17 protein-coding genes and 1 tRNA gene are annotated in these 25,257 nt (G+C 63.9%); 8 read left to right on the top strand and 10 right to left on the bottom strand.

What is annotated here, in order from left to right:
* Positions 1 to 22: 22 nt before the first annotated feature.
* The 3 genes from SS05631_RS00995 to SS05631_RS00985 all read right to left on the bottom strand — a co-directional run bounded on the left by SS05631_RS00995 (position 23) and on the right by SS05631_RS00985 (position 2,290).
* A complete protein-coding gene (locus SS05631_RS00995) occupies positions 23 to 463 on the bottom strand; it encodes a DUF2948 family protein (RefSeq protein WP_037425980.1) in 441 nt (146 codons plus the stop codon).
* A gap of 156 nt (positions 464 to 619) precedes the next feature.
* Positions 620 to 1,912, bottom strand: coding sequence for a UDP-N-acetylglucosamine 1-carboxyvinyltransferase (murA, locus tag SS05631_RS00990; RefSeq protein WP_037425916.1), 1,293 nt, complete (start codon positions 1,910 to 1,912; stop codon positions 620 to 622).
* Between the two features lie 159 nt (positions 1,913 to 2,071).
* Positions 2,072 to 2,290, bottom strand: coding sequence for a hypothetical protein (locus tag SS05631_RS00985; protein ID WP_037425919.1), 219 nt, complete (start codon positions 2,288 to 2,290; stop codon positions 2,072 to 2,074).
* Positions 2,291 to 2,548: 258 nt separating this feature from the next.
* On the opposite strand from SS05631_RS00985, the gene SS05631_RS00980 reads away from it, so the two are divergent.
* A tRNA-Thr gene (locus SS05631_RS00980) sits at positions 2,549 to 2,623 on the top strand.
* Positions 2,624 to 3,221: 598 nt separating this feature from the next.
* On the top strand, positions 3,222 to 3,428 hold the full coding sequence (locus tag SS05631_RS31740) for a hypothetical protein (protein ID WP_050988378.1): 207 nt from the start codon (positions 3,222 to 3,224) through the stop codon (positions 3,426 to 3,428).
* Positions 3,429 to 3,592: 164 nt separating this feature from the next.
* Here SS05631_RS31740 and SS05631_RS00970 read toward each other — a convergent pair whose 3' ends face one another.
* Complete coding sequence (locus SS05631_RS00970) at positions 3,593 to 5,857, bottom strand: PBP1A family penicillin-binding protein (RefSeq protein WP_037425921.1); 2,265 nt, start codon at positions 5,855 to 5,857, stop codon at positions 3,593 to 3,595.
* Between the two features lie 245 nt (positions 5,858 to 6,102).
* Between SS05631_RS00970 and SS05631_RS00965 the strand changes: the two genes are divergently transcribed.
* Entirely contained in the window at positions 6,103 to 6,249 is a 147-nt protein-coding gene (locus SS05631_RS00965; RefSeq protein WP_083854307.1) for a hypothetical protein, read from the top strand.
* 388 nt (positions 6,250 to 6,637) lie between these two features.
* Here SS05631_RS00965 and SS05631_RS00960 read toward each other — a convergent pair whose 3' ends face one another.
* The 4 genes from SS05631_RS00960 to SS05631_RS00945 all read right to left on the bottom strand — a co-directional run bounded on the left by SS05631_RS00960 (position 6,638) and on the right by SS05631_RS00945 (position 10,494).
* Positions 6,638 to 6,850: a hypothetical protein gene (locus SS05631_RS00960; RefSeq protein WP_037378445.1), complete on the bottom strand. Its 213-nt coding sequence runs from the start codon at positions 6,848 to 6,850 to the stop codon at positions 6,638 to 6,640.
* Positions 6,851 to 7,114: 264 nt separating this feature from the next.
* Positions 7,115 to 8,419, bottom strand: coding sequence for a nicotinate phosphoribosyltransferase (gene pncB / locus SS05631_RS00955; protein WP_037425925.1), 1,305 nt, complete (start codon positions 8,417 to 8,419; stop codon positions 7,115 to 7,117).
* Between the two features lie 66 nt (positions 8,420 to 8,485).
* Positions 8,486 to 9,085 carry a bifunctional nicotinamidase/pyrazinamidase gene (gene pncA / locus SS05631_RS00950; RefSeq protein WP_037425928.1) on the bottom strand — a complete coding sequence of 200 codons (600 nt, stop codon included), beginning with the start codon at positions 9,083 to 9,085 and terminating at the stop codon, positions 8,486 to 8,488.
* A gap of 221 nt (positions 9,086 to 9,306) precedes the next feature.
* Positions 9,307 to 10,494: a polysaccharide biosynthesis/export family protein gene (locus SS05631_RS00945; protein WP_037425932.1), complete on the bottom strand. Its 1,188-nt coding sequence runs from the start codon at positions 10,492 to 10,494 to the stop codon at positions 9,307 to 9,309.
* Positions 10,495 to 10,898: 404 nt separating this feature from the next.
* Between SS05631_RS00945 and SS05631_RS00940 the strand changes: the two genes are divergently transcribed.
* From SS05631_RS00940 to SS05631_RS00920, 5 genes are all read left to right on the top strand, one after another.
* Positions 10,899 to 18,398, top strand: coding sequence for a type I polyketide synthase (locus tag SS05631_RS00940; protein ID WP_095677901.1), 7,500 nt, complete (start codon positions 10,899 to 10,901; stop codon positions 18,396 to 18,398).
* Positions 18,395 to 19,810, top strand: a complete 1,416-nt coding sequence (locus SS05631_RS00935; protein ID WP_037425938.1) for an aminotransferase class I/II-fold pyridoxal phosphate-dependent enzyme — start codon at positions 18,395 to 18,397, stop codon at positions 19,808 to 19,810. The genes SS05631_RS00940 and SS05631_RS00935 overlap by 4 nt, the downstream gene beginning before the upstream one ends.
* Before the next feature lie 43 nt (positions 19,811 to 19,853).
* Positions 19,854 to 20,657 (top strand): SDR family oxidoreductase, encoded by an 804-nt coding sequence (locus SS05631_RS00930; RefSeq protein WP_037425941.1) that lies wholly within the window; start codon positions 19,854 to 19,856, stop codon positions 20,655 to 20,657.
* A 99-nt stretch (positions 20,658 to 20,756) separates the two neighbouring features.
* The gene (locus tag SS05631_RS00925; RefSeq protein ID WP_037425943.1) at positions 20,757 to 22,352 is read left to right on the top strand and encodes an LTA synthase family protein; all 1,596 of its coding nucleotides are present in this window, start codon (positions 20,757 to 20,759) and stop codon (positions 22,350 to 22,352) included.
* Between the two features lies 1 nt (position 22,353).
* Positions 22,354 to 23,685 carry a capsule biosynthesis protein gene (locus tag SS05631_RS00920; protein ID WP_037425946.1) on the top strand — a complete coding sequence of 444 codons (1,332 nt, stop codon included), beginning with the start codon at positions 22,354 to 22,356 and terminating at the stop codon, positions 23,683 to 23,685.
* Here the strand turns inward: SS05631_RS00920 and SS05631_RS00915 are convergent.
* Both SS05631_RS00915 and SS05631_RS00910 read right to left on the bottom strand, forming a co-directional pair.
* Positions 23,655 to 24,665 carry a KpsF/GutQ family sugar-phosphate isomerase gene (locus tag SS05631_RS00915; protein ID WP_037425947.1) on the bottom strand — a complete coding sequence of 337 codons (1,011 nt, stop codon included), beginning with the start codon at positions 24,663 to 24,665 and terminating at the stop codon, positions 23,655 to 23,657. The genes SS05631_RS00920 and SS05631_RS00915 overlap by 31 nt on opposite strands.
* Positions 24,666 to 24,933: 268 nt before the next feature.
* Positions 24,934 to 25,140: a hypothetical protein gene (locus SS05631_RS00910; protein WP_037425948.1), complete on the bottom strand. Its 207-nt coding sequence runs from the start codon at positions 25,138 to 25,140 to the stop codon at positions 24,934 to 24,936.
* Positions 25,141 to 25,257 lie beyond the last annotated feature (117 nt).

Below are 25,257 nucleotides of genomic sequence, written 5' to 3'. Positions count from 1 at the left end.
TCTTGGTGGTGCGGCGCTCTGCTCAGTCGCCTTCGGGATGGCGCGGCCTGGACGCGGTTTCCCACGCCCCGCCGGTATCGGCAAGCTGCGCCTCGATGCATTCCACATCGAGCGCGATCGAGGCATCGCCGGCAAGCACGACCTCGACCGTGCCCTCGGGGCCCTCCCCCTTGATCAGGAAGCGCAGCGCCAGCAGATCGAGCACCGCTTCCATGTCGGCCCGGTCGAAGCCGAGCGAGCGCACGGCGCTGACGCATTTGAAGAGCAGCAGGGCGCGGCGCCGCTCGAAGCTCTTGCGCTTGCCTTCCGCCTTCTCCCAGACGAAGCGGTTGATGACGAGGGAAAACTGACGACGGCGCGGATCATAATGAATGCCGGCCACCTTGAAGACTGCGTCTTGCACATGAGCGGAAACGACCCTCAGGTCTTCCTCGTCGAGTGCCAGCAGCTTCAAAGCATCCATGCGATCCATCCCGTCCCATTCATGGCCCCACATATAAGCAGGTGGTCGCAAAGGACATAAGACGTCGCGTCCGAAACCGCAACGGTTTCAGGCGCGGGATTTTTGTGCATGTCGTGATCCCAAAACCGGCACACTTTTGGGCGACATGCATCCGGGTCAATCGCTGACGCGTTCCACATGGGCGCCGCAGCGCGTCAGCTTCTCTTCCAGCCGCTCGAAGCCGCGGTCGAGGTGGTAGACGCGCGAGACCATCGTCTCGCCCTCGGCGGCAAGCCCGGCGATAACCAGCGACACGGAGGCGCGCAGGTCGGTCGCCATTACCGGGGCGCCCTTCAGGCGGCTGACGCCCTCTATTTTCGCCGTCTGGCCGGACAGCGAGATCTTCGCGCCGAGCCGCGCCAGTTCCTGCACATGCATGAAGCGGTTCTCGAAGATCGTCTCGGTGATATGGGAAACGCCGCTCGACTTGGTCATCAGGCCCATGAACTGGGCCTGCAGGTCGGTCGGGAAGCCCGGGAAGGGATCGGTGACGATATCGACCGGCCGGATGCCGGCGCGGTTGCGCACGACGCGGATGCCGCTGTTCGTCTCGCTGATCTCGGCGCCGGTGCGGCGGATCGCCTCGAGCGCGGTCTCGAGCAGGCTCGAATCCGTGTCCTCGAGGATCACGTCGCCGCCGGTCATCGCCACGGCCATGGCATAGGTGCCCGTCTCGATCCGGTCGGGCAGCACCCGGTGGCGGGCGCCCGACAGCGAGCGCACGCCTTCAATGGTGATCGTGCCGGTGCCGGCACCGGTGATCTTCGCGCCCATGGCATTCAGGCACTTGGCAAGATCGGCGACCTCGGGCTCGCGCGCCGCATTGCCGATCACCGTTGTGCCGTTGGCAAGCGTCGCCGCCATCATCAGCACATGGGTGGCGCCGACGGAGACCTTCGGAAACACATAGCGCCCGCCGGTAAGCCCGCCTTCCGGCGCCGTGGCGTCGATATAGCCACCGTCGATCTCGATATTGGCGCCGAGCGCCGCCAGGCCCTCGATGAAGAGATCGACCGGCCGGGTGCCGATGGCGCAGCCGCCCGGCAGCGAGACGCGCGCCTTGCCTTCGCGGGCAAGCAGCGGCCCGATCACCCAGAAGCTCGCCCGCATTTTCGAGACGAGCTCGTAGGGGGCTGTGGTCGAGACGATGTTGCGGCTGGTGAAATGGATGGTGCGGGCGTAGCTCTCGCCCTGGCGCTCGCGGCGGCCGTTGACGGAGATGTCGGCGCCGTGATTGCCGAGGATGCGGATCAGCTGCTCGACATCGGCGAGATGCGGCACGTTTTCGAGCGTCAGCGTATCGTCGGTCAGGAGCGATGCGATCATCAGCGGCAAAGCGGCGTTCTTGGCGCCGGAAATGGGGATGACCCCGTGGAGTTGATTTCCGCCTACGATCCTGATGCGATCCATGAGACCTCTCGCACGGGCGCCGCCCGCTTTCTCGAAATTCCGGTGTTGCTGAAGGGCGTCTCTTAGTGGAGATGCCGCGAAATTAGAAGTGCCTTGAAATGCGTCTCGACAAGAAAGGGACGAAGCCGCCGGGTGCGCGGCCTTCATCCTCCGCCGCTACTATTCGTCCGATTCGTCCGATTTTGCGGCAGGCAGCCCGGATGTCTCGTCGGCGTCGCCGGCCCGGCGGGCCCGCGCCTGCTGCTTGCGGCGCTGGAGATTGTCGCGCAGCGTCTTCGCCAGCCGCTGCCGCCTCGCCTCGGCTTCGTTCACGCCCTTCTCAACACCGCTTCGCGGCCCCGGCGCGCGCTCCTTGTCGTCGTCGTTCTGCATGATCATGGATTAGCGCAAAAGCGGGCGCCCCGGAAGCAGCAAGAGGATTTCGGACCGAGAGAAATGCGAAAAAACAAAGGCGAATTTTCAGCCACGATCTAGCCCACCTTTTGAAACCAGCGGCATTTGCGATCCGATACCGGACCTGCCGCATGCCGGCATGTCCCAACCCGACCAAAAACTTCGAAATGCGGCTTGCGCTCTCCCGCAAGCTATGGCAATAGGCCCCTCGCTTGCTGCGGCGTACTCGAAACGCCGCCGGATGCTGCTATAGCTCAGGGGTAGAGCACTCCCTTGGTAAGGGAGAGGCCGAGAGTTCAAATCTCTCTAGCAGCACCAGTTTTCTCAATAAATCATCGTATTTGCAGAGCGGCACGGCTCCCGGGTTGAGGCCAGGATGAGCGGAGCGATTCTGGGTGACGTATTGTCGCGCAAAAGGTTCCCGCCGGATCCCTCAGTAATTCGCATGTGCCAGGACGCACATTGAGCAGCCCGCAAGATGTACTTTTCGCCGCCGATTTGGGAGATTTTCTCAAGGCCAAACGGGGGAGCAAAATGCGCAGTTACCACGTCGGAGAATAATCCCCCTCCGGTGTGCGCCACGCGGGGCCCAGAGCATCGCCGTATACCCTCCGGCAGCTCTGGGACTCGGCGCTCCGCGCCTCTGGGCCCCGTCCCGTGTGAGCGCCGCTTTGCCCGCCCGGCCTTATTAGCTTTGACTGCGTTCAATAGGTCGCCTGTGCCTCGGCGACTTGAGGGTGCCCGCGCGCACGGGACTTTAGGACCTTAGTCTTAGGAGGCCGCGACAAAGGTCTTAGCCCAATTTTTCCAACGGCTTAGCGGCATATTCTACCCCTTTGAAGGGGCCTGTAATCCTTGACTGTAACGTGTGCTGTGAGAACCTTTAGTCTGTGAGGTTGTAGTAGTAGGGGCAGTCATGGCGACAATGGTTCACACCGAAAACGTGGATAGGCGGACGTTCGATGACGACGACGTGGAGTTGGCGCTCGTCCTCGCCTGCGAATTGCTTGAGATGACGCGAGAATCGATAATCCGACTCATCATTCGCGAGTGGCTACACGGATACGGCTTTCTGCCAATCCAGGAATTGGACGAGGGAAGCGAGACAGAGCGTAGCGCATGATCGCGCGTCGCTTAGCGAAGTGTCGTGACACCTTCTCAACACGGAAGACTGCACTAAGCTTCACTGCCTCACCCCACCTGATCTGAGCTTTGGACTTGGGCGCACAGAAGAAGCTCAACCGACCGAAGACACTTCAGGCACGGCACTGCGCCGCCCTTCGATCTCTACTTCTCGCAAAGCCTCCGCGGTCCGTAATATGGCTGGAACGTGCAATCATCCGGTCGGAACGACCGATACGCCCTGGCACAGGCGCGGAAGTTGCAAGCTGGTGCCGAGCCCGCCACTTGTGCACCCGGCTCCTGCGGAGTGCCCTCGGCCAGTGCCGCGGTCATGAAATTCTTCCAGATTCTTGCCGGCAGCTTGCCGCCGGTGACGTCCTTCATCGGCGTTTCATCGTCGTTGCCGACCCAGACGCCGACGATCAGTGGTTCGGTGAAGCCGACGAACCAGGCGTCGCGGTGGTTCTGGCTGGTGCCGGTCTTGCCTGCGGCGAGCATGCCGATATCGGCCTCGCGGCCGGTGCCGCGCTCGACGACCAGTCGCAGCAGCGAGACCATATCCGACCGGTATTGGCTGATATCGGTGGTTGCCTCCCGGGAAGGACCGACGCGAAAGGCCTGCGGCTGGCCTTCCGCATGAAGGGATTCAATGCCCCAGGGCTCGATCGGCGCCCGGCCGGCCCTGACGGAAGCATAGGCACCGGTGAGATCGAGCAGGTTCACCTCCGAGGAACCAAGCGCAAGGCTCGGCGTATCGGCAAGCTTGGCGTCGATGCCGAGTTCCCGGGCAGAGGCGATGACCTCGTCGATGCCGACCTCCATGGCGAGCGCCACGGTCGCGGCGTTCAGCGACCGCGCAAAGGCCTCGGCAATGCTGACGACGCCGCTATAGCCGCCGCCGAAATTCTCCGGCGACCAGCCGTTGATTTCAATCGGCGCATCCTCCACCGGGTCGAACGGCGTCAGCCCACGCTTCAGGGCGGCGTAGTAGACGAACAGCTTGAAGGCCGAGCCGGGCTGGCGCATCGCCGAAAAGGCGCGGTTGAAGGTGCTCTTGGTATAGTCGCGGCCGCCGACCATGGCGACGACGGCGCCCTCCGGCGTCATCGCCACCAGGGCGGCCTGCGAGACGCCTGCCTTGGTCCCCTCGCGTTTCAGCGCGTCAGCGACGACCTTTTCGGCGATCGCCTGAAGCCGCGGCACCATGGTGGTCCTGACCTTGATCGTGCCGCGATAGGGGCCGGCGAGCTCGCGGGCGTCCTGCATGATCCAGTCGGCAAACCAGCTTCCCGAGCGGACCGCCGGGCTGGTCGGCTGCAGCTTGCCGAAGTCGGCGCGGGCGACCTTCGCCTCATCCTGAGTGATCCGGTTGCCCTTGACCATCGCATCGAGGACCAGTTCCGCCTGCTGGCGGGCGCCCTCCGGATTGGTGAGGGGATTGAGCTGCGAGGGGGCGCGGATGATCGCCGCCAGCATCGCCGACTCGCCGATCGAAAGCGCCGAGACCTCCTTGTCGAAATAGATGCGCGCCGCCGCCGGCACGCCGGTGGCGCCGGCACCGAGATAGATATTGTTCAGATAGCGGGTGAGGATCTCGTCCTTGCCGAGCTTGCGCTCCAGCCAGAAGGCGATCACCGCCTCCTGGATCTTCCGCTTCCAGGTGCGGTCGCGCTCGAGATAGAGGATCTTGATCAGCTGCTGCGTGATGGTGCTGCCGCCCTGCACGACCTCGCCGGCGCCGAGATTGGTGTAGAGCGCCCGGGCGATGCCCCTCAGATCAATGCCGGAATGCTGGTAGAAGCGTCGGTCCTCCCTGGCAAGCACCGCCTCGATCAGGTGCGGCGGAAAATCCGCGCGCGCCGCGTAGGATCCCTGGAACGGCCCCTGGCTCACCAGAGGCTTGCCATCGGCGGTTTCCAGCACGACGACCGGCTTCAGCGAGCCTTCGGCAATCTCGTTCCAGGGGACATCGCGGAGCGCCCAGGCGAAGACGACGGCCAGCAGCACGAACGACGTTACGGCCGCCGCCGCTGCGCTCCGCAGCAGGATAGCGCGACGGCCGGCCGGACGCTTCGGTAAGGCTGGGCGGTCTTCGGTTGCCGGGGCGCGCCGCGTCTTCAACCATTGGCCGACCGATCTGTCCGCCGAACCGGCGGCCTCGGCCTTGCCGCTCGAGCTCCGCCTCAACCGCTCGAGGGCGCCGCGCGCGGCGACGCCGGATGCCTCACCGGCCCGACGGGCCGCAACCGGCACTTCCTCGCCAAGCGCCCGGCCAAGTCTCGTCAGCGCACGGCCGAGCCCGGCGAATGCTCTCCTGGTTTTTGCAAATGCGTCGCCATCCGCGCGGCCCTGGTGATCTCGGCTCGGCACGGCTTCTTCCGGCCCCTGGTCCTCCGGGCCAATCTTCGACGCGGCATCGCTTTGCGCCATCCGTGGCCTCGATCGATCTATCACCCATGCGCAGAACGCATCGGCCGGCGAGTGGTTGCCAGAAACATGTCCAAAACATGGTGGCGCCGCATGATTGTTGCAGGCCGCCCGCCGAACCCCGTGCAGACATGGTTAACCATATCCGACGTTACTCGGGGAACAGCCGGCCCGCTGCCACAGGAATATCTCCATTTCACGCTTTGAAAGCCGCAGCGGCAATTCACGCCTTGTTGGAGGACATGGGGATGATCAAATCGGGGCTTGGCGCCACCATCGCCGTTCTCGTCGTGTCGATCGTGGTATCCGGCATCCTCCATGTCGCGCTGACCCAGCACAGGACACAGGCGAACGCCGCCGTCTCCGGCGAGATCACCTCGTCGATACCGCGGTGACGGTCGCAGTGCGCGACAGCAACCTGCTGCGCTTCTTCGATTGTGGTACCGCCGTGCCCCACCTTCGACCCTCATTCCTGTGCTTGTCACAGGAATCCAGCCAGCCAAGTCCTTGGCTGAAAGACTCTTGCGCGCCGCCGACGCAGCGCTGCTGGATACCTGTGACAAGCACAGGGATGAGGGCGGAAAGGCCGCCACCACCGTCCCAATTGCCGAGAGTCGCGTACTGTGACGTCTAAAGGATACACGGCACTGTAGGCGACGCGATGCTTCGACCCGCGCGCTTCGCTGACCGGTCTCTGAAGGCACACGCCCGCCTCCGTCCACAGCGGCGGCCCGTCGAACGGGACCAGCCGCACGGAACGCTGGATGATGCTGTCGCTGGGTCTTAGAAGGCGCGCTGGCGCGGCTCCGGGCGGAAATCTCCGAGTTGCGCAAGCAGCTCGTCGCAGGAGCACTTCCTCCTGTCCATCAAGTCGAGGATGCGGCGGGCGGCTCTGTTGGCCTCTGCTCCATCCTTGCCGACATTGTGCAGGGCGCACCAAACATCGAGTGCTCCGCGCATGACGTCGACGTCATCAGGCGAATAGGCTTGACGCACGAACCCCTCCCAAGGTGTACCTCAATGGGCGCATCATGGGGTATTCTGGGGGAAATACAAGAAAATAGTGAGGGACCCCAATAAGTCATATAATTGCGACATCGCGGCGCCGCTTTTCGATCGCCGCGGGTGCTAACCTCAGCTTGCCGTTCGCCGGTAACGGAAGCTTAAGATTTCAACCATTAGTATGATGCCGCGATGGTGGACAATCGCAATTCTCCTTCTTGAAACCGGCTCAGCCGGTTTCTTTTTTAGGATCATTGCTCACACCCGGACGCTCTGTTCGACGAAATCCTCCGTTCCGAAGAACTTCAGATAGCGCTGCACCTCGGCCGGGTCGCCGGTCGCCTTGCGCGGATTGTCCGACAGCTTGACGGCCGGACGGCCGTTGGCTTCGCTGACCTTGCAGACGATCGAAATCGGGTTGAGGCCGCTGATCTCGGTCGGCGCGCAACCGGCGAAATCATTGGTCAGGTTGGTCCCCCAGCCGAAGCTCATACGCACGCGCCCCTCGAAATGGCGGTAGGTCTTGATGATCGTGTCGACGTCGAGCCCGTCGGAAAAGATCAACAGCTTGTCCTGCGGGTCCCGGCCCATTTTCTTCCACCAGGCGACGATCTTCTCGCCGCCCTCGATCGGCGGGGCGCTGTCGGGCCGAAAGCCGGTCCAGTCCGCCACCCAGTCGGGCGCGTTGCGCAAGAAGGCGGCGGTTCCGAAGGCATCCGGCAGAACGATCAGCAGATTGCCGCCATAGAGCTGGTTCCAGTCCTGCAGCACCTTGTAGGGGGCGGCGGCGAGCTCCCGGTCGTTGCGGGCAAGGGCTGCGGCCACCATCGGCAGTTCGTGGGCGTTGGTGCCGAGCGCCTCGAGATCGTTATCCATGGCGAGAAGCACGTTGCTCGAGCCGGAGAAAGAGGCGCCGATGCCTTCCTTCAGCGCCTCCACGCACCAGCGCTGCCACAGGAAGCTGTGCCGGCGGCGGGTGCCGAAGTCGGAAATCCGCAGGTTCGGATAGTGCCGCAGTTGCTCGACCTTCGACCACATCTTGGCCTTGGCGCGCGCATAGAGCACGTCGAGCGTGAAGGGGCCGAGGCCCTTCATCGCGGCGCGCGAGCGCAGTTCGTTGATGATCGCCAGCGCCGGGATCTCCCACATGGTGGTCTCGACCCAGCGGCCGCGGAAGGTCAGCTCGAACTGGCCGTCGCGGCGCGACAGCTCGTATTCGGGCAAGCGGAACTTCGCGAGCCAGGAGAGGAATTCCGGCGAGAAGATCTGCTTGCGGCCGTAGAATGTGTTACCGGCTAGCCATATCATCTCCTTCTTGGTGAAGCGCAGGGTGCGGGCATGATCGAGCTGGTCGCGCAGTTCCTGTTCGTCAATTTCCTCGGCAAGCCGCACGGTTTTTGTGCGGTTGATCAGCGAGAAGGTCGCGTCGACATCCGGATAGAGCTGCCAGATCATCTGCAGCATCAGGAGCTTGTAGAAGTCCGTGTCCAACAGGCTGCGGATGATCGGATCGAGCTTCCAGGTGTGGTTATAGACCCGCCGCGCGATATCGGTCTTTGGCATCTGAGACTTCGCTCCTTCTGGATCGCCATGGGACCGCGGCGATCGATTGATCCTGCGCCGGCGTGGCTAGATCAGTTCAACGCCCGCGTCGCGCATGCGCCCGGTCATCGCGGCCAGCGATCCGTTCAGATCGATGCCGCGACAGGCACCGAGCACGACGGAGGTCGAAAAACCCTGGGCAACCGCATCGAGCGCCGAATAGGCGACGCAGAAATCCGTTGCCAGACCGCAGAGCGACAGTTTGGAGATGCCGCGCTCGCGCAGGTAGCCGGCAAGCCCCGTCGGGGTCCGATGATCGTTCTCGAAGAAGGCGGAATAGCTGTCGATGCCCGTGCGGAAGCCCTTGCGCACCACCAGTTCCGCCGGCGTCCATCGCAGGCCGGGATGAAAATCGGCTCCCGGACTTCCCTCGACGCAGTGATCCGGCCAGAGCGTCTGTTCGCCATAGGGCATCGTCACCGTCTGGAAAGGCGCCTTGCCGGGATAGCTCGAAGCGAAGCTCGAATGCCCGGCCGGGTGCCAGTCCTGCGTCAGGATGACGTGCGGCGCGGCTTCGATCAGGCGGTTGACGATCGGCACGATGTCATCGCCGCCCGCCACGGCAAGCGCGCCCCCGGGGCAGAAGTCGTTCTGCATGTCGATGACGATCAGCGCGTCTTCAGCCATGGGCCACTCCTCGCGATCGCCGACCGGCAGAGCCGGCAAATCGATTTAATCCTGCAAGATCAATCACAGAACGCGCGAGGCGGCAAGCATGTTCGCCGGCCGCTGCCGCTTCGGCACGAACTCATGCAAGCCGATCAAGGCAATCGATTCAAGGATGTTGCTGGCGGTGCCGCTTCGGTCGCGGGGAGCGTGGCGGGCAGGGGACTGCCCCCGCGCGGCCATCAATTGTTGAGATCGTTGATGTTGTCAGCCACGTTGACGCCGGAATTCGCAATGCCGATCGGCCGCGCGATGAACTCCATGAACTTCGTGATGTCGACCGACGGATGGCGCGAGGCGTAGATGACATCGCGGTTCTTGATCGGGAAGGTCTGTCCGACGATCAGGCTGTCTGGGTTCGTCATGTTGAAGCGGTAGACGATCGGATAGCGGCCGACCCTGTCGGGCTGCATGCCCTTGCTCAGCATGGTGTTGAAGCGCTCCCGGCCGAGCAAACTCATGACGATGTCCGGCTCCTCGTAGCGGAAGACGAAATAGCCCTTTGCATCGATGGTCCGATCCGACCCGCCGCCGGCGAGCGCCACCGCTTCCAGCAGGTTCAGGTCGTTGGCGCCGAACTCGACCCGCTGGTTGGCGCGCACCTGGCCGAGGACCGTGAAGGTGCGCGGGTCGCGGGTGACGAAGATCTGATCGCCCGGTTTCACATGGATGTTTTCCGACGGGCTCTCGATGATCGACTTCAAGAGAACCGTTCCGGTCTTCTTGCCGCGCACCAGCGTCACATAGGTCTCGTAGGGCTGCGCCGAGGGACCGCCGGCCTTGGCGATCACCTCGTTAATGGTTTCGCTGACAAGATTGAGCGGCACCACCGAGGGGCGGCCGACGGCGCCCGAGACGGTGACGATGCGCGACGCGGTCGACGTCGAGGTGACGATGACGTCCGGCTCGACGGCCTTTTGCTTCAAGGCGTCGAGGATCGCCTGGCGCGCCTGTTCCAGCGTCAGGCCGGCGAAGCGAACGGAGCCGACGTAGGGGATCGCCGCCTTGCCGTCCGGCTGGACGACGAGATCGATGCTCGTCTGTTTCGATTCCGTTGTGGAAAACAGCCCGTCGCTGCCCGCCTCGAAAATCGTGACTTTCAGCTGGTCGCCGACGCCGATCACCACCTGGCCGACGCCACCGCCGATGCCGAAGCGGCGGCTCAGCGTCGTCGCCACATATTCGGAAACGAGCCGCGCGGACTGGCCATCGATATCAATGATGTCGAAAACGGTGGCGTTCTTCCTGCCGATCTGCGATCCCGACTGGCCGGCTTCTGCGACGATATCGCTGGTCAGCGGCCCCTCGCCCGGTACAGCCTGACATCCCGCAAGCGCGGTACAAAGCAGAAGGGCAGTCACTCGTTTCACTACGATACTCCGTATTCGGCACAGCGATGATTCCGTTCAAAAATCTGCGCCGCATTCTTCCCGGCAGGAATCCGCCGGTCCCTGAAAAGCACAATCGCCGTTCCACAACAAGTCACCCGCCGTGAAGCGGGCCAAAATATTCGGCACTGCGCCTTTCCGGCCATACCGCCCTCGAAAACGGTTACGAGCTGTCGCCGTAATTGTGTTGGACGGGGATGGCAGGCCGTTTATCTAGTCCTTTGGGGTTGAAAGCTAGGCCCTATCAGTTAAAAGCTCCCTAATGCAGCAGGGGGTACAAAAAAGGGGAAAAGCGCCCAGCAAAAGTATCGCCGGTTGCAATTTTCGTTTGACGTTGCGATTGACTGGATCAATTTAACGGCAGTTCTCAGAGCGTTCGATCATACATGACTGTTGAAATCATAGGGCGTGCCTGCCTGGCACCTGGAGCGCAATCGCCGCAGGCGCTCTTCAAAATTCTCCGTCAAGGCATGTGCACCGTCTCCAGCGTGCCGGGCGACCGCTGGGACTTGGCGCGCTTCTGGCACCCGGTCATGGGAATGCAGGGCAAGACCTATTCCTTTGCCGCCGGCGTTCTCGACACGATCTACGATTTCGACCCGGCCGTGTTCGGCATGTCGCAGCGCGAGGCCATGTATATGGACCCGCAGCAGCGGGTGCTGCTGCAACTCGCCTGGCGCGCGCTGGAGGACGCGAATATCTCGGTCGCGTCGCTCAACGGCGAGAATGTCGGCGTGTATATCGGCGCATCGAGCCTCGATCATGCCAACCTGACGGTCGAGGACCCGGCGGCCGCCGGCCCCTATTTCATGACCGGCAACACGCTGTCGATCGTCTCCAACCGCATCTCGCATGTCTTCGGGCTGAGCGGCCCGAGCATGACGGTCGATACCGCCTGTTCCTCCTCGCTCGTCGCGCTCGACCAGGCGATGCGGGCGCTCAATGCCGGCGAGATCGACACGGCGATCGTCGGCGGCGTCAATATTCTCGCTCATCCGCTTCCCTTCGTCGGCTTCGCCCAGGCGCGCATGCTGTCGCCGGAGGGCCTCTGCCGCGCCTATGACAATGACGGCGCCGGCTATGTCCGCGCCGAGGGCGGCGTCGTCTTCGTGCTGCGGCGCTCCGACCGCGCTCGCCGCGAAAGAGACAGGAGCTATGCGAGGATTGTCGCCTCCGGCGTCAACTCGGCCGGCCGCACCAACGGCATCTCGCTGCCTTCGCGCGAGGCGCAGGCCAATCTGCTGAAGAGCATCTACGACGGCAACGGCATCGACGCCAACCAGGTGGCCTTCGTCGAAGGCCACGGCACCGGCACCAAGGTCGGCGATCCGGCCGAAGTGTGGTCCATCGGCACCGTCATCGGCGCCAAGCGCCGCGCGCCGGTGCCGATCGGCTCCATCAAGTCGAATATCGGCCACACCGAGCCCGCCTCCGGCCTGTTCGGCATGCTGAAGGCGGTGCTGGCGCTCGAGCACAACTACCTTCCGGCATCGCTGCATTTCGACACGCCGAACGAACATATCGATTTCGAGGGCCTCAACGTCCGCGTGACGGCCAATCCGATCGAGCTTCTGAAGAGCAAGCGCACCCGGCTCGCCGGCATCAACTCCTTCGGCTTCGGCGGCGCCAATGCGCATGTCGTCATCAGCGATCCGGATCCGGTCCCGCAGGAAAGGACGCAGGCGGCATCGGCGGGCCACGTGTTCCTTGCCAGCGCCCACACGCAAACGAGCCTCGAGAACCTGCTCAAGGACTACAAGGCGGCCTTGGCGGGCGCTTCCAAGGACGAGACCCGCGCCATCATCGCCGCCTCGGGTGCGAACCGCACCCATATGCGCCACCGTTTTGCGGCGCGCAGCGACCACCCCGAGGATATCGTCCGGGCGATCGCCAGCCAGCTGGAAAATCCCGGTTCCGATATCGGCGAAATCGGCGAGGCGCCGGTCAAGGATGCCAAGGTCGCCTTCGTCTTCTCCGGCAACGGCTCGCAATGGGCCGGCATGGGCGTCGACGCCTTCCGCGAAAACCTGCATTTCCGCCAGTCCTTCACCTCGGTCAGCGCGCTCTTCAAGTTCCACTCGGAAATCGATCTCAAGGACCTTTTGACCGATCCGGAGCTCGACAGGAAGCTCGCCGACACCAAGGTCGCCCAGCCGCTGCTGTTTGCGATCCAGGCTGCGCTTTCCGACTCGCTCGTGGCGATGGGTGTCAAGCCGGCCGCGGTGTTCGGCCACTCGGTCGGCGAGATTGCCGCAGCCTATGCGGCAGGCGCCCTGTCGCTGGTCGATGCCGTATCGATCGTCGCCAAGCGCTCGCTGCATCAGGACCTGCTGGCGGGCCAGGGCACGATGGCGGCCGTGATGCTCGGCGAAGAGGCGGCCAGCGCCTTTGCTGAGGCGCGCGGCCTCAGCGAAGTCTGCGTCGCAGCCGTCAACGCGCATAATTCGGTGACGATTTCCGGGCCGGCGCAGGAGGTCAGTGCCTTCCGCGACGCCGCCCGCAAGGCGAAGATCCCGGTTCAGATCCTCGACATCAACTACCCGTTCCACCATCCGATCATCGACCAGGCGAAAGAGGCGTTCCTCGCCGATATCCCCGATATCGCCCCGCGCCGGACGGAACTGACCTATCTGTCGACGGTCACAGGCAGCGCGCTCGACGGTACCGAGCTCGATCCGGACTATTGGTGGAAGAATGTCCGCGAGCCGGTGCGTTTCCAGGCGGCCACCGATGCGGCGCTCGCGCTCGGCTGCCGGCTGTTCATCGAAATTTCCCCGCGGCCAATCCTCGCCTCCTACGTCAAGGAGACGATCAAGCAGGCGGCGGTTCCGGCAACTGTCGTGCCGACCTTGCTTCGCGATGCCGGCGAGAGGGGTCAGGACCCGATCTCCGCGTCGATGGCGCGGGCGGTCGCCCATGGTGCGGCGGTCGACGGCTTGCGCGTCTATGGCAAGCGCGACGCCTTCATCGAGCTGCCGAGCCTGCCCTTCGAACCGGTCGAACTGCGCCCGCAGGCGACCACCGACGCGACCGACCTTTTCGGTCGCTCCGGCAAGCCCTACCGCCTGACCGGCTGGCGCGGCGACCCCAATAGCGGCAGCTGGAAAAACCATATCGACGGCCATCTTTTCCCGGATCTCGCCGAACATGTCGTCGACGGCAAGGCGATCCTGCCGGGCAGCGGTTTCATCGAGGTGGCGGTCTCCGCCGCGCAGCAATATTACGGCAGCGACGAGGTCGAGATCACCAATCTCGAGATCGTCCGGCCGCTCGAGCTCAGCGACAGCCGGATGATGGAACTCTCGACCATCCTGTCGCCGGAAACCGGCGACATCGAGATCCGGTCGCGCGAGCGCCTGTCGGAGGACGACTGGACGGTGCATGCGGTGGCTAGAAGCCGCAAGCCGATATCCGTTGCCAACGGAACGCGGCCCTCCTTCTCCGGTCTCGCCAAGACCGGCACCGTCACTCCGGAAAAGGCCTATGACACGGCCAGGCACTTCGGGCTCGACTACGGTCCACGCTTCCAATTGCTCGCCAAGGCGATCGCCTATGGGGACCGGCTGGTCGATGTCGAGCTGAAGGCTCCGGCCGGGCCGGGGCACCCCCTCGTCACCTACGCGCTCAATCCGATCTCCGTCGACGCGACCTTCCACGGGCTGGTGGCGCTCTTCGACCGCTTCACCGGCGACAAGGGCGGCGCGCCCTATATCCCGGTCCGTTTCGGTTCGGTGCGCGTCGTCAGTGCAGGCACGCCGATTGCGCGCGCGACGATCGAGATCGACCGTGTCAGCGCCAATTCGATCAAGGCCCAATTCCACTTCTTCGACGCAAGCGGCAAAGCGATCGCGCATTTCGACGATTGTCGTTTCCGCCGCACCTATCTGCGCAAGCACAAGACGCTCGACGGCCTGTCCTTCCACTACGAGACGGTTCTGTCCAATGTGATCGTGCCGGGCACGACACTTAAAGGCGCGGTGCCCGCGAAGCTGACGGAATCGGTCGCCGAAAGCGGCGTCGACAACGCGACGCTGCTCTTCAACGCGGCGATCTATCGCGCCTGTCATGAAATCGCGCTCAAGCTGGCGCGTGGCAAAGGCGCGGTCCAGGTCGCCGGCCTGCCGGGCGACTTCGCCTTCCAGTGCTTCCTGTCGAACTGCCTCTACGCGCTCGAGGATGCCGGGCTCTGCGAACATCAGGACGACAGCTGGAAAATCGCGCCGGAGTTCACGCTGCCGTCCGTCGAGGAGATCCTCGGCGAACTCTATGGCGAGCGTCCCGACCGCGCCGTCGAAGCGGTGCTGGTCAACAACGCCTATGCGGAAGCGCTGAGCCGCCTCGACCTGTTGCTGGCCAGAGCGGCGGGGAGCGAAACGGCGGCCTTCAACGCCGGCTTCATCAGCGAGGCGACGCTCGATCATCAGGCCGTTCACTCGGTGGCAAGCCGTTCGCGCATGGATCAGGTCCTCGGCATGGTCGAGCGCGCCCTCGCCGCACAGGTTGGCGGCGCGCGCCTGCGGATCGTCGAGTTCGGCAGCGTCTCCGCCGGCTTCACGCGGCGCTTGGCCGATCTGGCGGCACGGCATGGAACGACCCTGTCGGTCCTCGAGCCGCGGGACAATGCGCAACGCAATCTCGAGATCGCTTTCGAGGAAGACGCGCATGTGCGCATTCTGAAGAAGAGCGAATTCGCCGGGATCGGACCCTTCGATCTCGCCGTCAGCGCTTCGGACAACCTTTATCGATTGATCGAAGAGGAAGCCGATGTCCGCACCGCGCTTCGTTCGATGCTGCGGGAAAGCGGCGCGCTGGTTGCCGCCGTCAGTGCTCCGTCGATCTTCGGCGATTTTGCGCTCGGCCTCTCCGACGGCTGGTTCGAACGCAGCCAGACGGCGGAGTTCCCGATCGGCAGGCTCGCCGCGGTACCGCATTGGCAGAAATGTCTGGCCGATCTCGAACTTGAAAATGTCAGCGTCGGCGATCGCGAATGCCCGCACGGCAATATAATCCTGATCGAGGCGCGCTGCACCGCGACAGCGCGGCCGATGGCAAGGGAGTCTGGCGTTGGTCCCTATCTGCTGATCGAAAAAGACGCACGGCGCGGCTCCGGTCCTGCCGAGGCCATTCCGGTCGTCGTGTCGGGCGACATGGCTGCCGACGTCGTCGTGCTCGGGGCAGCGCTCGACAGGCTCGGCGAAAAGCCGGTCCGCGCGGTTTTCGTCTCTGCAACGGCAGATCCCGCCGGCGACGCCGACTCCGACTTGCTGCAGACGCAGGTGCTGGCGCTTAGCGCCTTTGCCGAAGCGCTGAAGCAGCGCCTCGCGAACGTGGAGCCGACCGGCGCCGGGCGTCCCCGCCTCGTGCTGGTGGCGCCGGGCGGCGCTCCGGTGGCTCAGACGGCAAGCTCGGGCGTCAATTCGGGACTGTGGACATTCGTCCGCGTGCTGCAGAACGAGTATGAGTTCCTCGACGTCCACGCGCTCGACCTCTCCGAACATTCCGGAGTAACCCGCGAGGAGTTGCTTGCCTCGGCGCTGCCGCTGCTCACCATTGAAGGCTCCAACCGCGAATGGCTGCTCGATCGGGCAGCGGGACTGATTTCGGAAATCCGGGCCGTCGCCGGTCCGGCAGTCAAGACCGAAGGCAAGACCAGCGCTTTCCCGGCTGCGACCATTCGCCAGCGCGTCAGCTCCCAGGTCAGCAGCATCGCCTGGGAAGAAACCGACGTGCCTAGGGCCGGACCGGGTGAGATCGTCGTCTCCGTCGCCGCCACGGGGCTTAACTTCCGCGACGTCATGTGGGCCATGGGCCTGCTGCCGGAAGAGGCGCTCGAAGACGGCTTTGCCGGCGCGACGATCGGCATGGAACTTTCCGGCCATGTGCTCGAAGTGGGCGAGGGCGTCGACGATCTCGCCGTCGGCGATGCGGTGATGGCGATCGCCTCAGCCGCCTTCTCGACGCATGCCGTTGTCTCTCGGGCGGGCGTCGCCAAGCTGCCGCAGACGATCAGCCCGGTGGCCGCCGCCACCCTGCCGGTTGCCTTCCTCACCGCCTATTATGCGATGGTCGAGCTCGGCCGGATTCGGGCGGGCGAGACGATCCTCATTCACGGCGCTGCCGGCGGGGTCGGTCTTGCCGCACTCCAGGTTGCCAAGCTGAAGGGCGCCACGGTCATCGCAACAGCCGGAACCCGCGAGAAGCGGCGGTTCCTGACGATGCTGGGGGCCGACCACGTCTTCGATTCCCGGACGCTCGGCTTCGTCAATGACGTTCGCGCCGTGACCGGCGGCGAAGGGGTGGACCTTGTCCTCAACTCGCTCTTCGCCGAGGCGATGGAGCAGAGTCTCGCCCTCGTCAAACCGTTCGGGCGGTTCTTGGAACTCGGCAAGCGCGACTATTACGCGGACAGCAAGATCGGTCTCAGGCCGTTCCGCCGCAATGTCAGCTATTTCGGCATCGACGCCGACCAGCTCCTCGTCAACCAGCCGGAGCTGACCAAGCGCATCTTCATGGAGATCGGTTCGCTGTTCGACGAGGGCCGGCTGACGCCGCTTCCCTATCGCGCCTTCGATTTCGACGAGATCGGCAATGCCTTCCGGCTAATGCAGAACGCCGGCCATATCGGCAAGATCGTCGTACTGCCGCCGGTCGCCGGCAAGCACGAGATCGCCGCCAAGCCGCGTCGCGGCATGAAGGTCGATCCTGACGGCATGCATCTGGTCGTCGGCGGCATCGGCGGCTTCGGCCTTGTCGCCGCCAATTGGCTTGTCGAGAAGGGCGCCCGCCACATCGCCCTCTGTTCACGCCGCGGCCAGCCGGATGCCGCCACGAGCGCGATGGTCGACCGCTGGAAAAAGGCCGGCGTGACGGCATCGCTCCACGCCTGCGACGTAACCGACGCCGCTGCCGTCGAAGCGCTCCTCGCGAACCTTCGGGCGCAGGCGCCGCTGCGCTCGATCGTGCACGCGGCAATGGTGCTCGACGATGCGTTGATCAGCAATCTCAACCGCGAGCGAAACCGACCGGTCATCGAGGTGAAGGCGAAGGGCGCGGCGATGCTCGACCGCCTGACGCGGAAGGATCGGCTCGACAACTTCATCCTGTTCTCCTCCGCGACCACCCTCGTCGGCAATCCGGGCCAGGCGAACTACGTCGCGGCCAACGGCTATCTCGAGGGCCTCGCCCGCGCACGGCGCGCCGAGGGGCTGGCCGGCCTGGCCGTCGGCTTCGGCGCCATCGCCGACGCGGGTTACCTGACGCAGAACGCCGACGTGAACGACCTTCTTTCCAAGCGCATCGGCAAGACGGCGCTCAAGGCGCAGATGGCACTCGACATGGTCGAAAGCCATATCGCCGCCGATCCGGGCAGCGTCGATGCCGCCGTGGTGATGATCTCCGAGATCGACTGGGCGGCGGCACGCAACTTGCCGGTTGCCAAGAACGCCCTCTTCGAGGTGATCCTGCGCAGCGCCGACCAGCACGCCTCCGGCACCGAGGGTACTAAGATGGACCTGGTGGCGATGATCGAGGGCAAGTCGCCGCAGGAGGCCGAGGATATCCTGTTCGATCTGGTGGCCGGCGAGATCGCCGCCATTCTCCGTGTCGCCAAGGATACGGTGACGCGCGGCAAGATCCTGAAGGAAATCGGTCTCGACAGCCTGATGGCGGTCGAGCTCGGCATCAGCTTCCAGCAGAATACCGGCTTTGACATGCCGCTCAGCGGCGTTGCCGACAACACGACCGTCGGCGACGTGGCGCGCAAGCTGTATGAAAAGGTCAGCAAGCGCGATCAGAGCGGCGATGCAGAACCGGCCGACGACAAGCTCGTCACCGAACTGACGCAACGCCATATCGGAGCAGTCAAGGAAAAAGCACTGAGCCAATGAGCAAGGACGGAAACGGCCAGACCTTCTCCAAAATGAACAGCAGCCTGAAGGAGAACCTGCTGGACAGGATGAGGAACACTCATCAATCCTCCGAGCGCAACCGCATGGCGCGCTCGGAGCGGGAGTTGCCGCCTGCCCCGCGCCGCCACCAGGCGCGCTTCGAAGACCTGCCGGAATTTAAGCAGGTGCAGGCGCAGAAGTTCGCGAGCGAGCAGCTCGGCATCGGCAATCCGTTCTATCGGGCGCACCAGACGGCCGCCGGCGCGACGACCGTGATCGACGGCCGCAAGCTCATCAACTTCGCGTCCTACGATTATCTCGGGCTCAACAAACACGCCCACGTGCTCGACAAGGCGCGCGAGACGATCGAAACCTTTGGAATTTCGGCGTCGGCGAGCAGGCTCGTGGCAGGTGAACGACCGGTGCATGTCGAGCTTGAGGAGCGGATCGCGCGCTTCTACGGCGTCGAGGCGGCCGTCTGTTTTGTCAGCGGCTATCTCACCAATGTGGCTGCCATAGGCTGTCTGCTGGGGCCGCAGGACCTCGTCATCCATGACGAATTCATCCATAACAGCGCTCTTGCCGGCATTAAGCTTTCAGGCGCCGCGCGCCGCCTGTTCAAGCACAATGATACGGCCGACCTCGAACATGTGCTGCGCACCGTTTCCGGCGACTATCGCCATATCATGGTGATCGTCGAAGGCATCTATTCGATGGACGGCGATGTCGCCAACTTGCCTGCACTTCTGAAGCTCAAGGCGGAATTCGGCTTCTGGCTGATGGTGGATGAGGCCCACTCGCTTGGCGTCCTGGGTCGGCGGGGCAAGGGTCTCGCCGAACATTTCGGAGTCGATCCGCACGAGGTCGACATTTGGATGGGAACCCTGTCGAAGACCACGTCGAGCTGCGGCGGCTATATCGCCGGCAGCGCGGCACTGGCGGCCGTCCTCAAGGCGTCGGCCGGCGGGTTCGTCTACAGCGTCGGCCTGGCGCCCGTTCTCGGCGCATCGGCCGTGGCGAGCCTCGATGTGCTCGAAGGGGAGCCGGAGCGTACCGCAGCACTGAGGCGCAACGGCGCCCTGTTCCTGAAACTCGCCAAGGAGGCCGGTCTCGATACGGGCTTGAGCGGCGGTTACTCGGTCGTGCCGGTGATCGTCGGCGATTCGCTCAGGGCGGTACAGCTCTCGAACGATCTGCTCGCCGCCGGCGTCAACGTGCTGCCGATCATCCATCCCGCCGTTCCGGAGGGCATGGCGCGGCTGCGCTTCTTCATCACCAGCGAGCATTCGGAGGAGCAGATCCGCCGCACTGTAGCGCTGACGGCCGAGCGGCTGAACGATCTCATCCAACGGAATTTCGGCCTCGGCGGGGTCGATATCGATCAGATGCTGAAGGCGCTCTCGGCGCGCTAGACATCGTGGCCGCGTCGAGCCGCGGCGCCAGGCAGGTTGCTGCATGACCCATGTGATCATAACCGGCGGCTCCAGCGGAATCGGCCTGGCACTCGCGGCGCTTTATGCGAGCCGCGGCGCGCGGCTGTCGCTCATTGCGCGCTCGCGCAATCTCCTGGAGCTCGCGGCTGAGAAGCTCGTTGCCAAGCATGGCGCTAAGGCCGCCGACATTCACATCGAAACCGCCGATGTCGCGAACGAGGCCAAAATCGACTCGGCGATCGGCCGCTGCGTCGAGGCGCTGGGCCCCTGCGACATTCTCGTGACCTCCGCAGGCATTGTCGAACCGGCGCCGTTTCTGGAAGCGTCGAGCGAGGCCTTCCGCCGCCAGATGGACACGAATTTTTCCGGCACCGTCAACGCGGTACGCGCCGTCTATCCGGACATGGCGCAGCGGGGCAGCGGTCACATCGTGATGATTTCCTCGGGTTCCGGACTTATCGGCATCTACGGCTACACAGCCTATTGCGCGTCGAAATTCGCGCTGCGCGGTTTTGCCGAGGCGTTGCGCAGCGAAGCGCGCTGCCATGGCGTCGACATATCGGTGGGCTTTCCGCCAGATACGGAAACGCCGCAGTTCGAGCGGGAAATCGCGGAGCGCCCGCCGGAGGCAAGCGTGGTGATGGGTGTCGTCCGCCCCTGGAGCGCCGAGGCCGTTGCCAGGAAGATCGCCGACGGCGTCGAAAAAAGACGGTTCGAGATCTATTTCGGCCTCCCGCTTTTCCTCCTCGGGCGCTTCGGCCCCGCCGTTCGGCCGCTGATCAACTGGTGGTTCGACCGGGCGATCGCGCGCTGCCGTGGACGGTGACCGTGGAGATCTCTGCCGCGCTTGTGCCTGCAGTGGTTAGCATTTAAGTGTCGGGCGGAGACCTGCTGGCGAGGTGCGGAAAGGCTCGAAGGTAACGGATTGGCGCTACTTCCCTTTGAATTGCACGACTATCCCGCAGCGTTGACGCTCGGCTGTTACCTGCTGTCCTGCGGGGTGATCTTCTTCACCGACCGCTTCGCCTTGCCCGCACGCGAGCGTCGGAAGAACGCCTCTCCGCATGGCCGCAACCAGGATATCATCGATGCGCTGGCCAGACTGCCAGTGATCGCGCTCGTCTTTGCCGGCTTCTTCGCGATCTCCTGGAGGCCGCTCTACGCGGCTGCCGGCGTAATGAGCTTCTTCATCATCTTCACCGGCATCTCCCGGGCGAAGTTCAAGTTCATCCGCGAGCCGCTGGTCTTCTCCGACATCGCGCTCGTCGCCGACGTGTTCAAATACAAGAGCATTTTCTATGCGACCTCGCTGAACATCCTGTTCTGGATCGTCGCCTTCCTCTACGTGTTCGGCGTCTCGGGTCTCTATATGTATCTCGAGCCGAGCATCCTGCCGGCGCGCGACAAGCTGTTCTGGGTCCTAGTGCTGATCGCGGTCGCCGCCGGGCCCTGGCTTCTGCTGTTCTACGGCCCGGTCAACCGTCCGACGGCCGCTCTCGTGCAGCGGCTGGTGGGCAAGAAGGTCAACGTCAAGATGAGCACGGTGCGCTTCGGCACCTTCGGCTCGGTGGTCTTCCATTTCATCGTCTGGCTTGGGGTCAAGCGCGAGAAGATCGTCGCAGAACTTTCCGAACGCCTTCGCGCCGCCGTCCATGAACTGATGGGCCATGAAGAGGCGCCGCTGATCGTCGTCTGGCAATCGGAATCCTTCATCGACATGCGGCATTTCGGCGTCGATACGATCAAGCTGCCGGCGATCGACAGGCTGCGCCAGCAGGCGGTGCAGTGGGGGCGGTTGAGCAATGTTTTCGAGGGTGGCTATACGCTGCGCACCGAATTCGCGGTGTTGAGCGGCCTCGTGCCGGACGATATCCATGTCGATGCGAGCTATCCCTATCTTCGCGCCGCCCATTATGCGGACGTCGTCTGGCCGGGAAAGCTAAAGCGCGCCGGCTGGCGCACGCATTTCATCCATCCCTATGACCGGACCTTCTTCCTGCGCCACAAGGCGATGCCGGTGCTTGGCTTCGACACGCTGACCATGCTCGACGCCTTCGCTCATGATGCCGCGCAAGACGGACTGTATGTTTCCGATGCCGCCCTGACGGCGAGAGTTCTGGAGGAGACGCGGAAGCTCGCCGACGACGAAAGCGGGCTCTTCTTCGTTGCCTCAATGGCCAATCACGGGCCCTGGGAACCCGGCCGCGTCGGAACGCTTACGAACCCGGTCGACATCTACCTGGCGATCCTGGAGCAGTCGGATGCTGCGCTGAGGAAGCTCGTCGACGGTCTCGACAGGCTGGACCGCCCGGTATGGCTCGTCTTCTACGGCGATCACGCCCCGCTTCTTAAGTCCTTCGCCGATCCCTTTCCCGACCCGCGCACGGACTATTTCATCGTGCCGCTTGCCAAGGCGCGTCCGGCAAATCACCGGCCCAAAGCGCCGCAGGACGAGGACCCGTGGAACCTTCTGCGTGCCCTGCTCAAGCACGCCAATCTGCACAGGGACGCGCTGCAATAGCATGACGGCAGGCACCACGATCCAGCAGCAGCCACGGCGGACATTCCTGTTCCTGCAGGGCCCGTCTTCGCCGATCTTCGCCAAGATCGCGACGCGGCTCGAGGCTTTCGGCCATACATGCCTGCGCATCAATCTCAATGCGGGCGACCAGATCTTCTGGCGGCGGGGCGGCGCGCACAACTATCGCGGCTCGCTCGCCGATTGGGGCGCCTATGTGGAATCATTCCTCCGTCGCCAATCCGTCAGCGATCTCGTCCTTCTCGGCGAGGAGCGTCCCTACCATAGAATCGCAATCGCTGCCGCGCGCCATGTTGGGATCGAAGTCTTCGTCGTCGAGATGGGCTATCTCAGGCCCGACTGGCTGACGCTCGAGCGAAGCGGCATGTCGTCCAATTCGCATTTCCCCGTCGATCCGGAACAGATCGTGCAAGCGGCGGCTGGGTTGCCGGAGCCGGACTGGCGGCGGCGGCACACGCAGACCTTCCTGGCCGAAGCGGCCTATGACCTCCTCTACAATCTACCGAATGTCTTCTTCTGGTTTCTTTTTCCGGGTTATCGCCGGCACGCGATCTTTCATCCGCTGGCGGAATACGCCGGCTGGGTAAGACGCCTGGCTGCAAGCAAGCGCCACCAGCAAGCCGCAGACGGGCTGGTCGCCTCGCTCACATCTGCATGCGCGCCTTATTTCGTCTACCCGCTGCAACTCGAGACCGATTTCCAATTGCGGGCGCACTCTCCCTTCAACAGCCAGAAAGAAGCGATTGCCGATATTTTAGCCTCCTTCGCACGCCATGCGCCCGCGACCAACAAGCTCGCCGTCAAGGTGCACCCGCTCGACAACAGCCTTATCCCCTGGCGCCGGATCATTGCCCATCAAGCGGCGGCCCTCGGGGTGGCCGAGCGCGTCATCTATCTCGACGGCGGAAATCTGGATCTGCTGGCGGAAAAGAGCGCCGGCATGGTGACGGTCAACTCGACCGCCGGGCTGCACGCCTTGAAGCAGGGAAAGCCGGTGAAAGTCCTGGGCAGGGCCGTGTTCGACATCGCGGGTTTGACGGACCAGCAGACGCTCGATTCGTTCTGGACAGCACCGCGGCCGCCCGATTCGGAGCTGAGCACGGCAATGTTCCGGCTGATGGCGGCCTCGATCCAGGTTCGCGGCAACTTCTACTCCGACGCCGGGACTGATGCCGGCGCCAAGGCCATCGCCGAGCGGCTGCACCGCAACACCGTCAACCAACCCGGCGCCTTCGTCGATCCGCCGCCCCGGCAAAGACCGGAAAAGAGGGCAGCCGCCTCAGATCAGGCGACGCCGGCGCGCAACAGGTCGTGAATATGCAGGATGCCTTCGGGCATCCCCGCCTCGTCGACGAGGAACAGCACCGTCACCTTGTGCTCCTGCATGAATTCCATGGCGGCGCTCGCCAGCAGGTCTGCCTGGACCACCTTCGGATGATGCGACATGACGTCTTCGACCGGCTGGCCGAGCAGGTCGCCGGCCATGTGCCGGCGCAGGTCGCCGTCGGTGATGACGCCAACGAGCACACCTGCTCCGTCGACGATGCCGACGACGCCGAAGCCTTTCGCCGACATTTCGATGACCGCCTCGCTCATCGGCCGGCCGATGGCAAGCAGCGGCATCTGGTCGGCTTGATGCGCAAGCTCGTGCACGAGCCGCAGCTGGGCGCCGAGCTTGCCGCCTGGATGGAAAGTCTTGAAGTCCTCGGCGGAAAAGCCGCGCCGCTCCAGGAGCGCAATCGCCAGCGCATCGCCGACGGCGAGCTGCAGCATGGCCGAGGTCGTCGGTGCCAGCCCGTGCGGGCAGGCTTCCGGCACTCTTGGAAGCACCAGGGCAATCTCGGAATTGCGCGCCAGGATGCTGTCGCGGTTCGACGAGATCGACACGATCGGCACCTTGAAGCGCTTGGCATAGGTGAGCATGTTGGCGAGTTCCGCCGTCTCGCCCGACCAGGAGAGCAGGATCAGCACGTCATCGGAGGTGACCATGCCGAGATCGCCGTGGCTTGCCTCGGTCGGGTGGACGAAATAGGCGGAGGTGCCGGTCGAGGCCAAGGTGGCGGCGATCTTTCGGCCGATATGGCCGCTCTTGCCGACGCCGGAAACGACGACGCGGCCATGCCCGTCACCAATCAACTCGACGGCACTGACGAGGCTTTGCGCAAAGTTTGCGTCCGCCGCCAGGTGCTCGGCGAGCGCCTTGATGCCGTTCGTCGCCGTCGTCAGCGTCCGGCCGATCGAGTCCAGAATGGCACTAGGGGAATGCCCCTCGGCCTTCACATTTCGCAAGCCCATAATCAAATCCGGTCCAGAAACGACATAACGGCGAGTTCGCCTCTCGCGTCCTCGCTCGGAATATAGAGCCAGATAAGCCCTTTCCTTCCGCAAACCAAGCCTCACTCCGCCGTCTATTGCCCAAACCGGCCACTTTTCGCAGCGCTCACCTCGGCGGACAGGATTTTCCACAGGCGCGTCCGGCGGCAGGAAACGCGCTTTGGCGTGCCCGCCCGTAATAGACTGCTTACGCTCCGCCTTGGATCATGGCTTGCGCAGCGGCGCAGAATCACGCCGCCGCGCCGATCTCCGGTTTGGGCGCAGTCCGGCCGGCCAGCAGGTGCCCTATGGCCGCACGCGCTTCGTCGGCAGAGCCGAAGCGCTTCGCGTCGAGATCCCAGACATGATACTTGACCGCCAGGAACTTGAACCGGTCCTGATCCGGGACCACGACACCAACGGCTTCTCCGCCATATTCGATAACTTGCTTGTTCATGCGAATAACGCTCCTCCACGCAGCGGGCGCGGATATTTTCAATTCTCGGCAATAGGTGAATTCGGCAGGTTCGACAGGTCACATTCGGCAAAGCGTGCGAATGAGACCTTTCACTGT

This window comes from Sinorhizobium sp. CCBAU 05631 (genome assembly GCF_002288505.1).
Lineage (GTDB): Bacteria > Pseudomonadota > Alphaproteobacteria > Rhizobiales > Rhizobiaceae > Sinorhizobium > Sinorhizobium fredii_C.
The sequence above is the reverse complement of the archived record's forward strand: the minus strand, read 5'-3'. Positions and strand labels throughout refer to the sequence as shown.

Coding starts and splice junctions, on each gene's coding strand:
- SS05631_RS00930 (WP_037425941.1), top strand. CDS start 19,854: ATGACCCATGTGATCATAACCGGCGGCTCCAGCGGAATCGGCCTGGCA.
- SS05631_RS00965 (WP_083854307.1), top strand. CDS start 6,103: ATGATCAAATCGGGGCTTGGCGCCACCATCGCCGTTCTCGTCGTGTCG.
- SS05631_RS00910 (WP_037425948.1), bottom strand. CDS start 25,140: ATGAACAAGCAAGTTATCGAATATGGCGGAGAAGCCGTTGGTGTCGTG.
- SS05631_RS31740 (WP_050988378.1), top strand. CDS start 3,222: ATGGCGACAATGGTTCACACCGAAAACGTGGATAGGCGGACGTTCGAT.
- pncA (WP_037425928.1), bottom strand. CDS start 9,085: ATGGCTGAAGACGCGCTGATCGTCATCGACATGCAGAACGACTTCTGC.
- SS05631_RS00970 (WP_037425921.1), bottom strand. CDS start 5,857: ATGGCGCAAAGCGATGCCGCGTCGAAGATTGGCCCGGAGGACCAGGGG.
- SS05631_RS00935 (WP_037425938.1), top strand. CDS start 18,395: ATGAGCAAGGACGGAAACGGCCAGACCTTCTCCAAAATGAACAGCAGC.
- SS05631_RS00915 (WP_037425947.1), bottom strand. CDS start 24,665: ATGGGCTTGCGAAATGTGAAGGCCGAGGGGCATTCCCCTAGTGCCATT.
- SS05631_RS00995 (WP_037425980.1), bottom strand. CDS start 463: ATGGATGCTTTGAAGCTGCTGGCACTCGACGAGGAAGACCTGAGGGTC.
- SS05631_RS00985 (WP_037425919.1), bottom strand. CDS start 2,290: ATGATCATGCAGAACGACGACGACAAGGAGCGCGCGCCGGGGCCGCGA.
- murA (WP_037425916.1), bottom strand. CDS start 1,912: ATGGATCGCATCAGGATCGTAGGCGGAAATCAACTCCACGGGGTCATC.
- SS05631_RS00940 (WP_095677901.1), top strand. CDS start 10,899: ATGACTGTTGAAATCATAGGGCGTGCCTGCCTGGCACCTGGAGCGCAA.
- pncB (WP_037425925.1), bottom strand. CDS start 8,419: ATGCCAAAGACCGATATCGCGCGGCGGGTCTATAACCACACCTGGAAG.
- SS05631_RS00920 (WP_037425946.1), top strand. CDS start 22,354: ATGACGGCAGGCACCACGATCCAGCAGCAGCCACGGCGGACATTCCTG.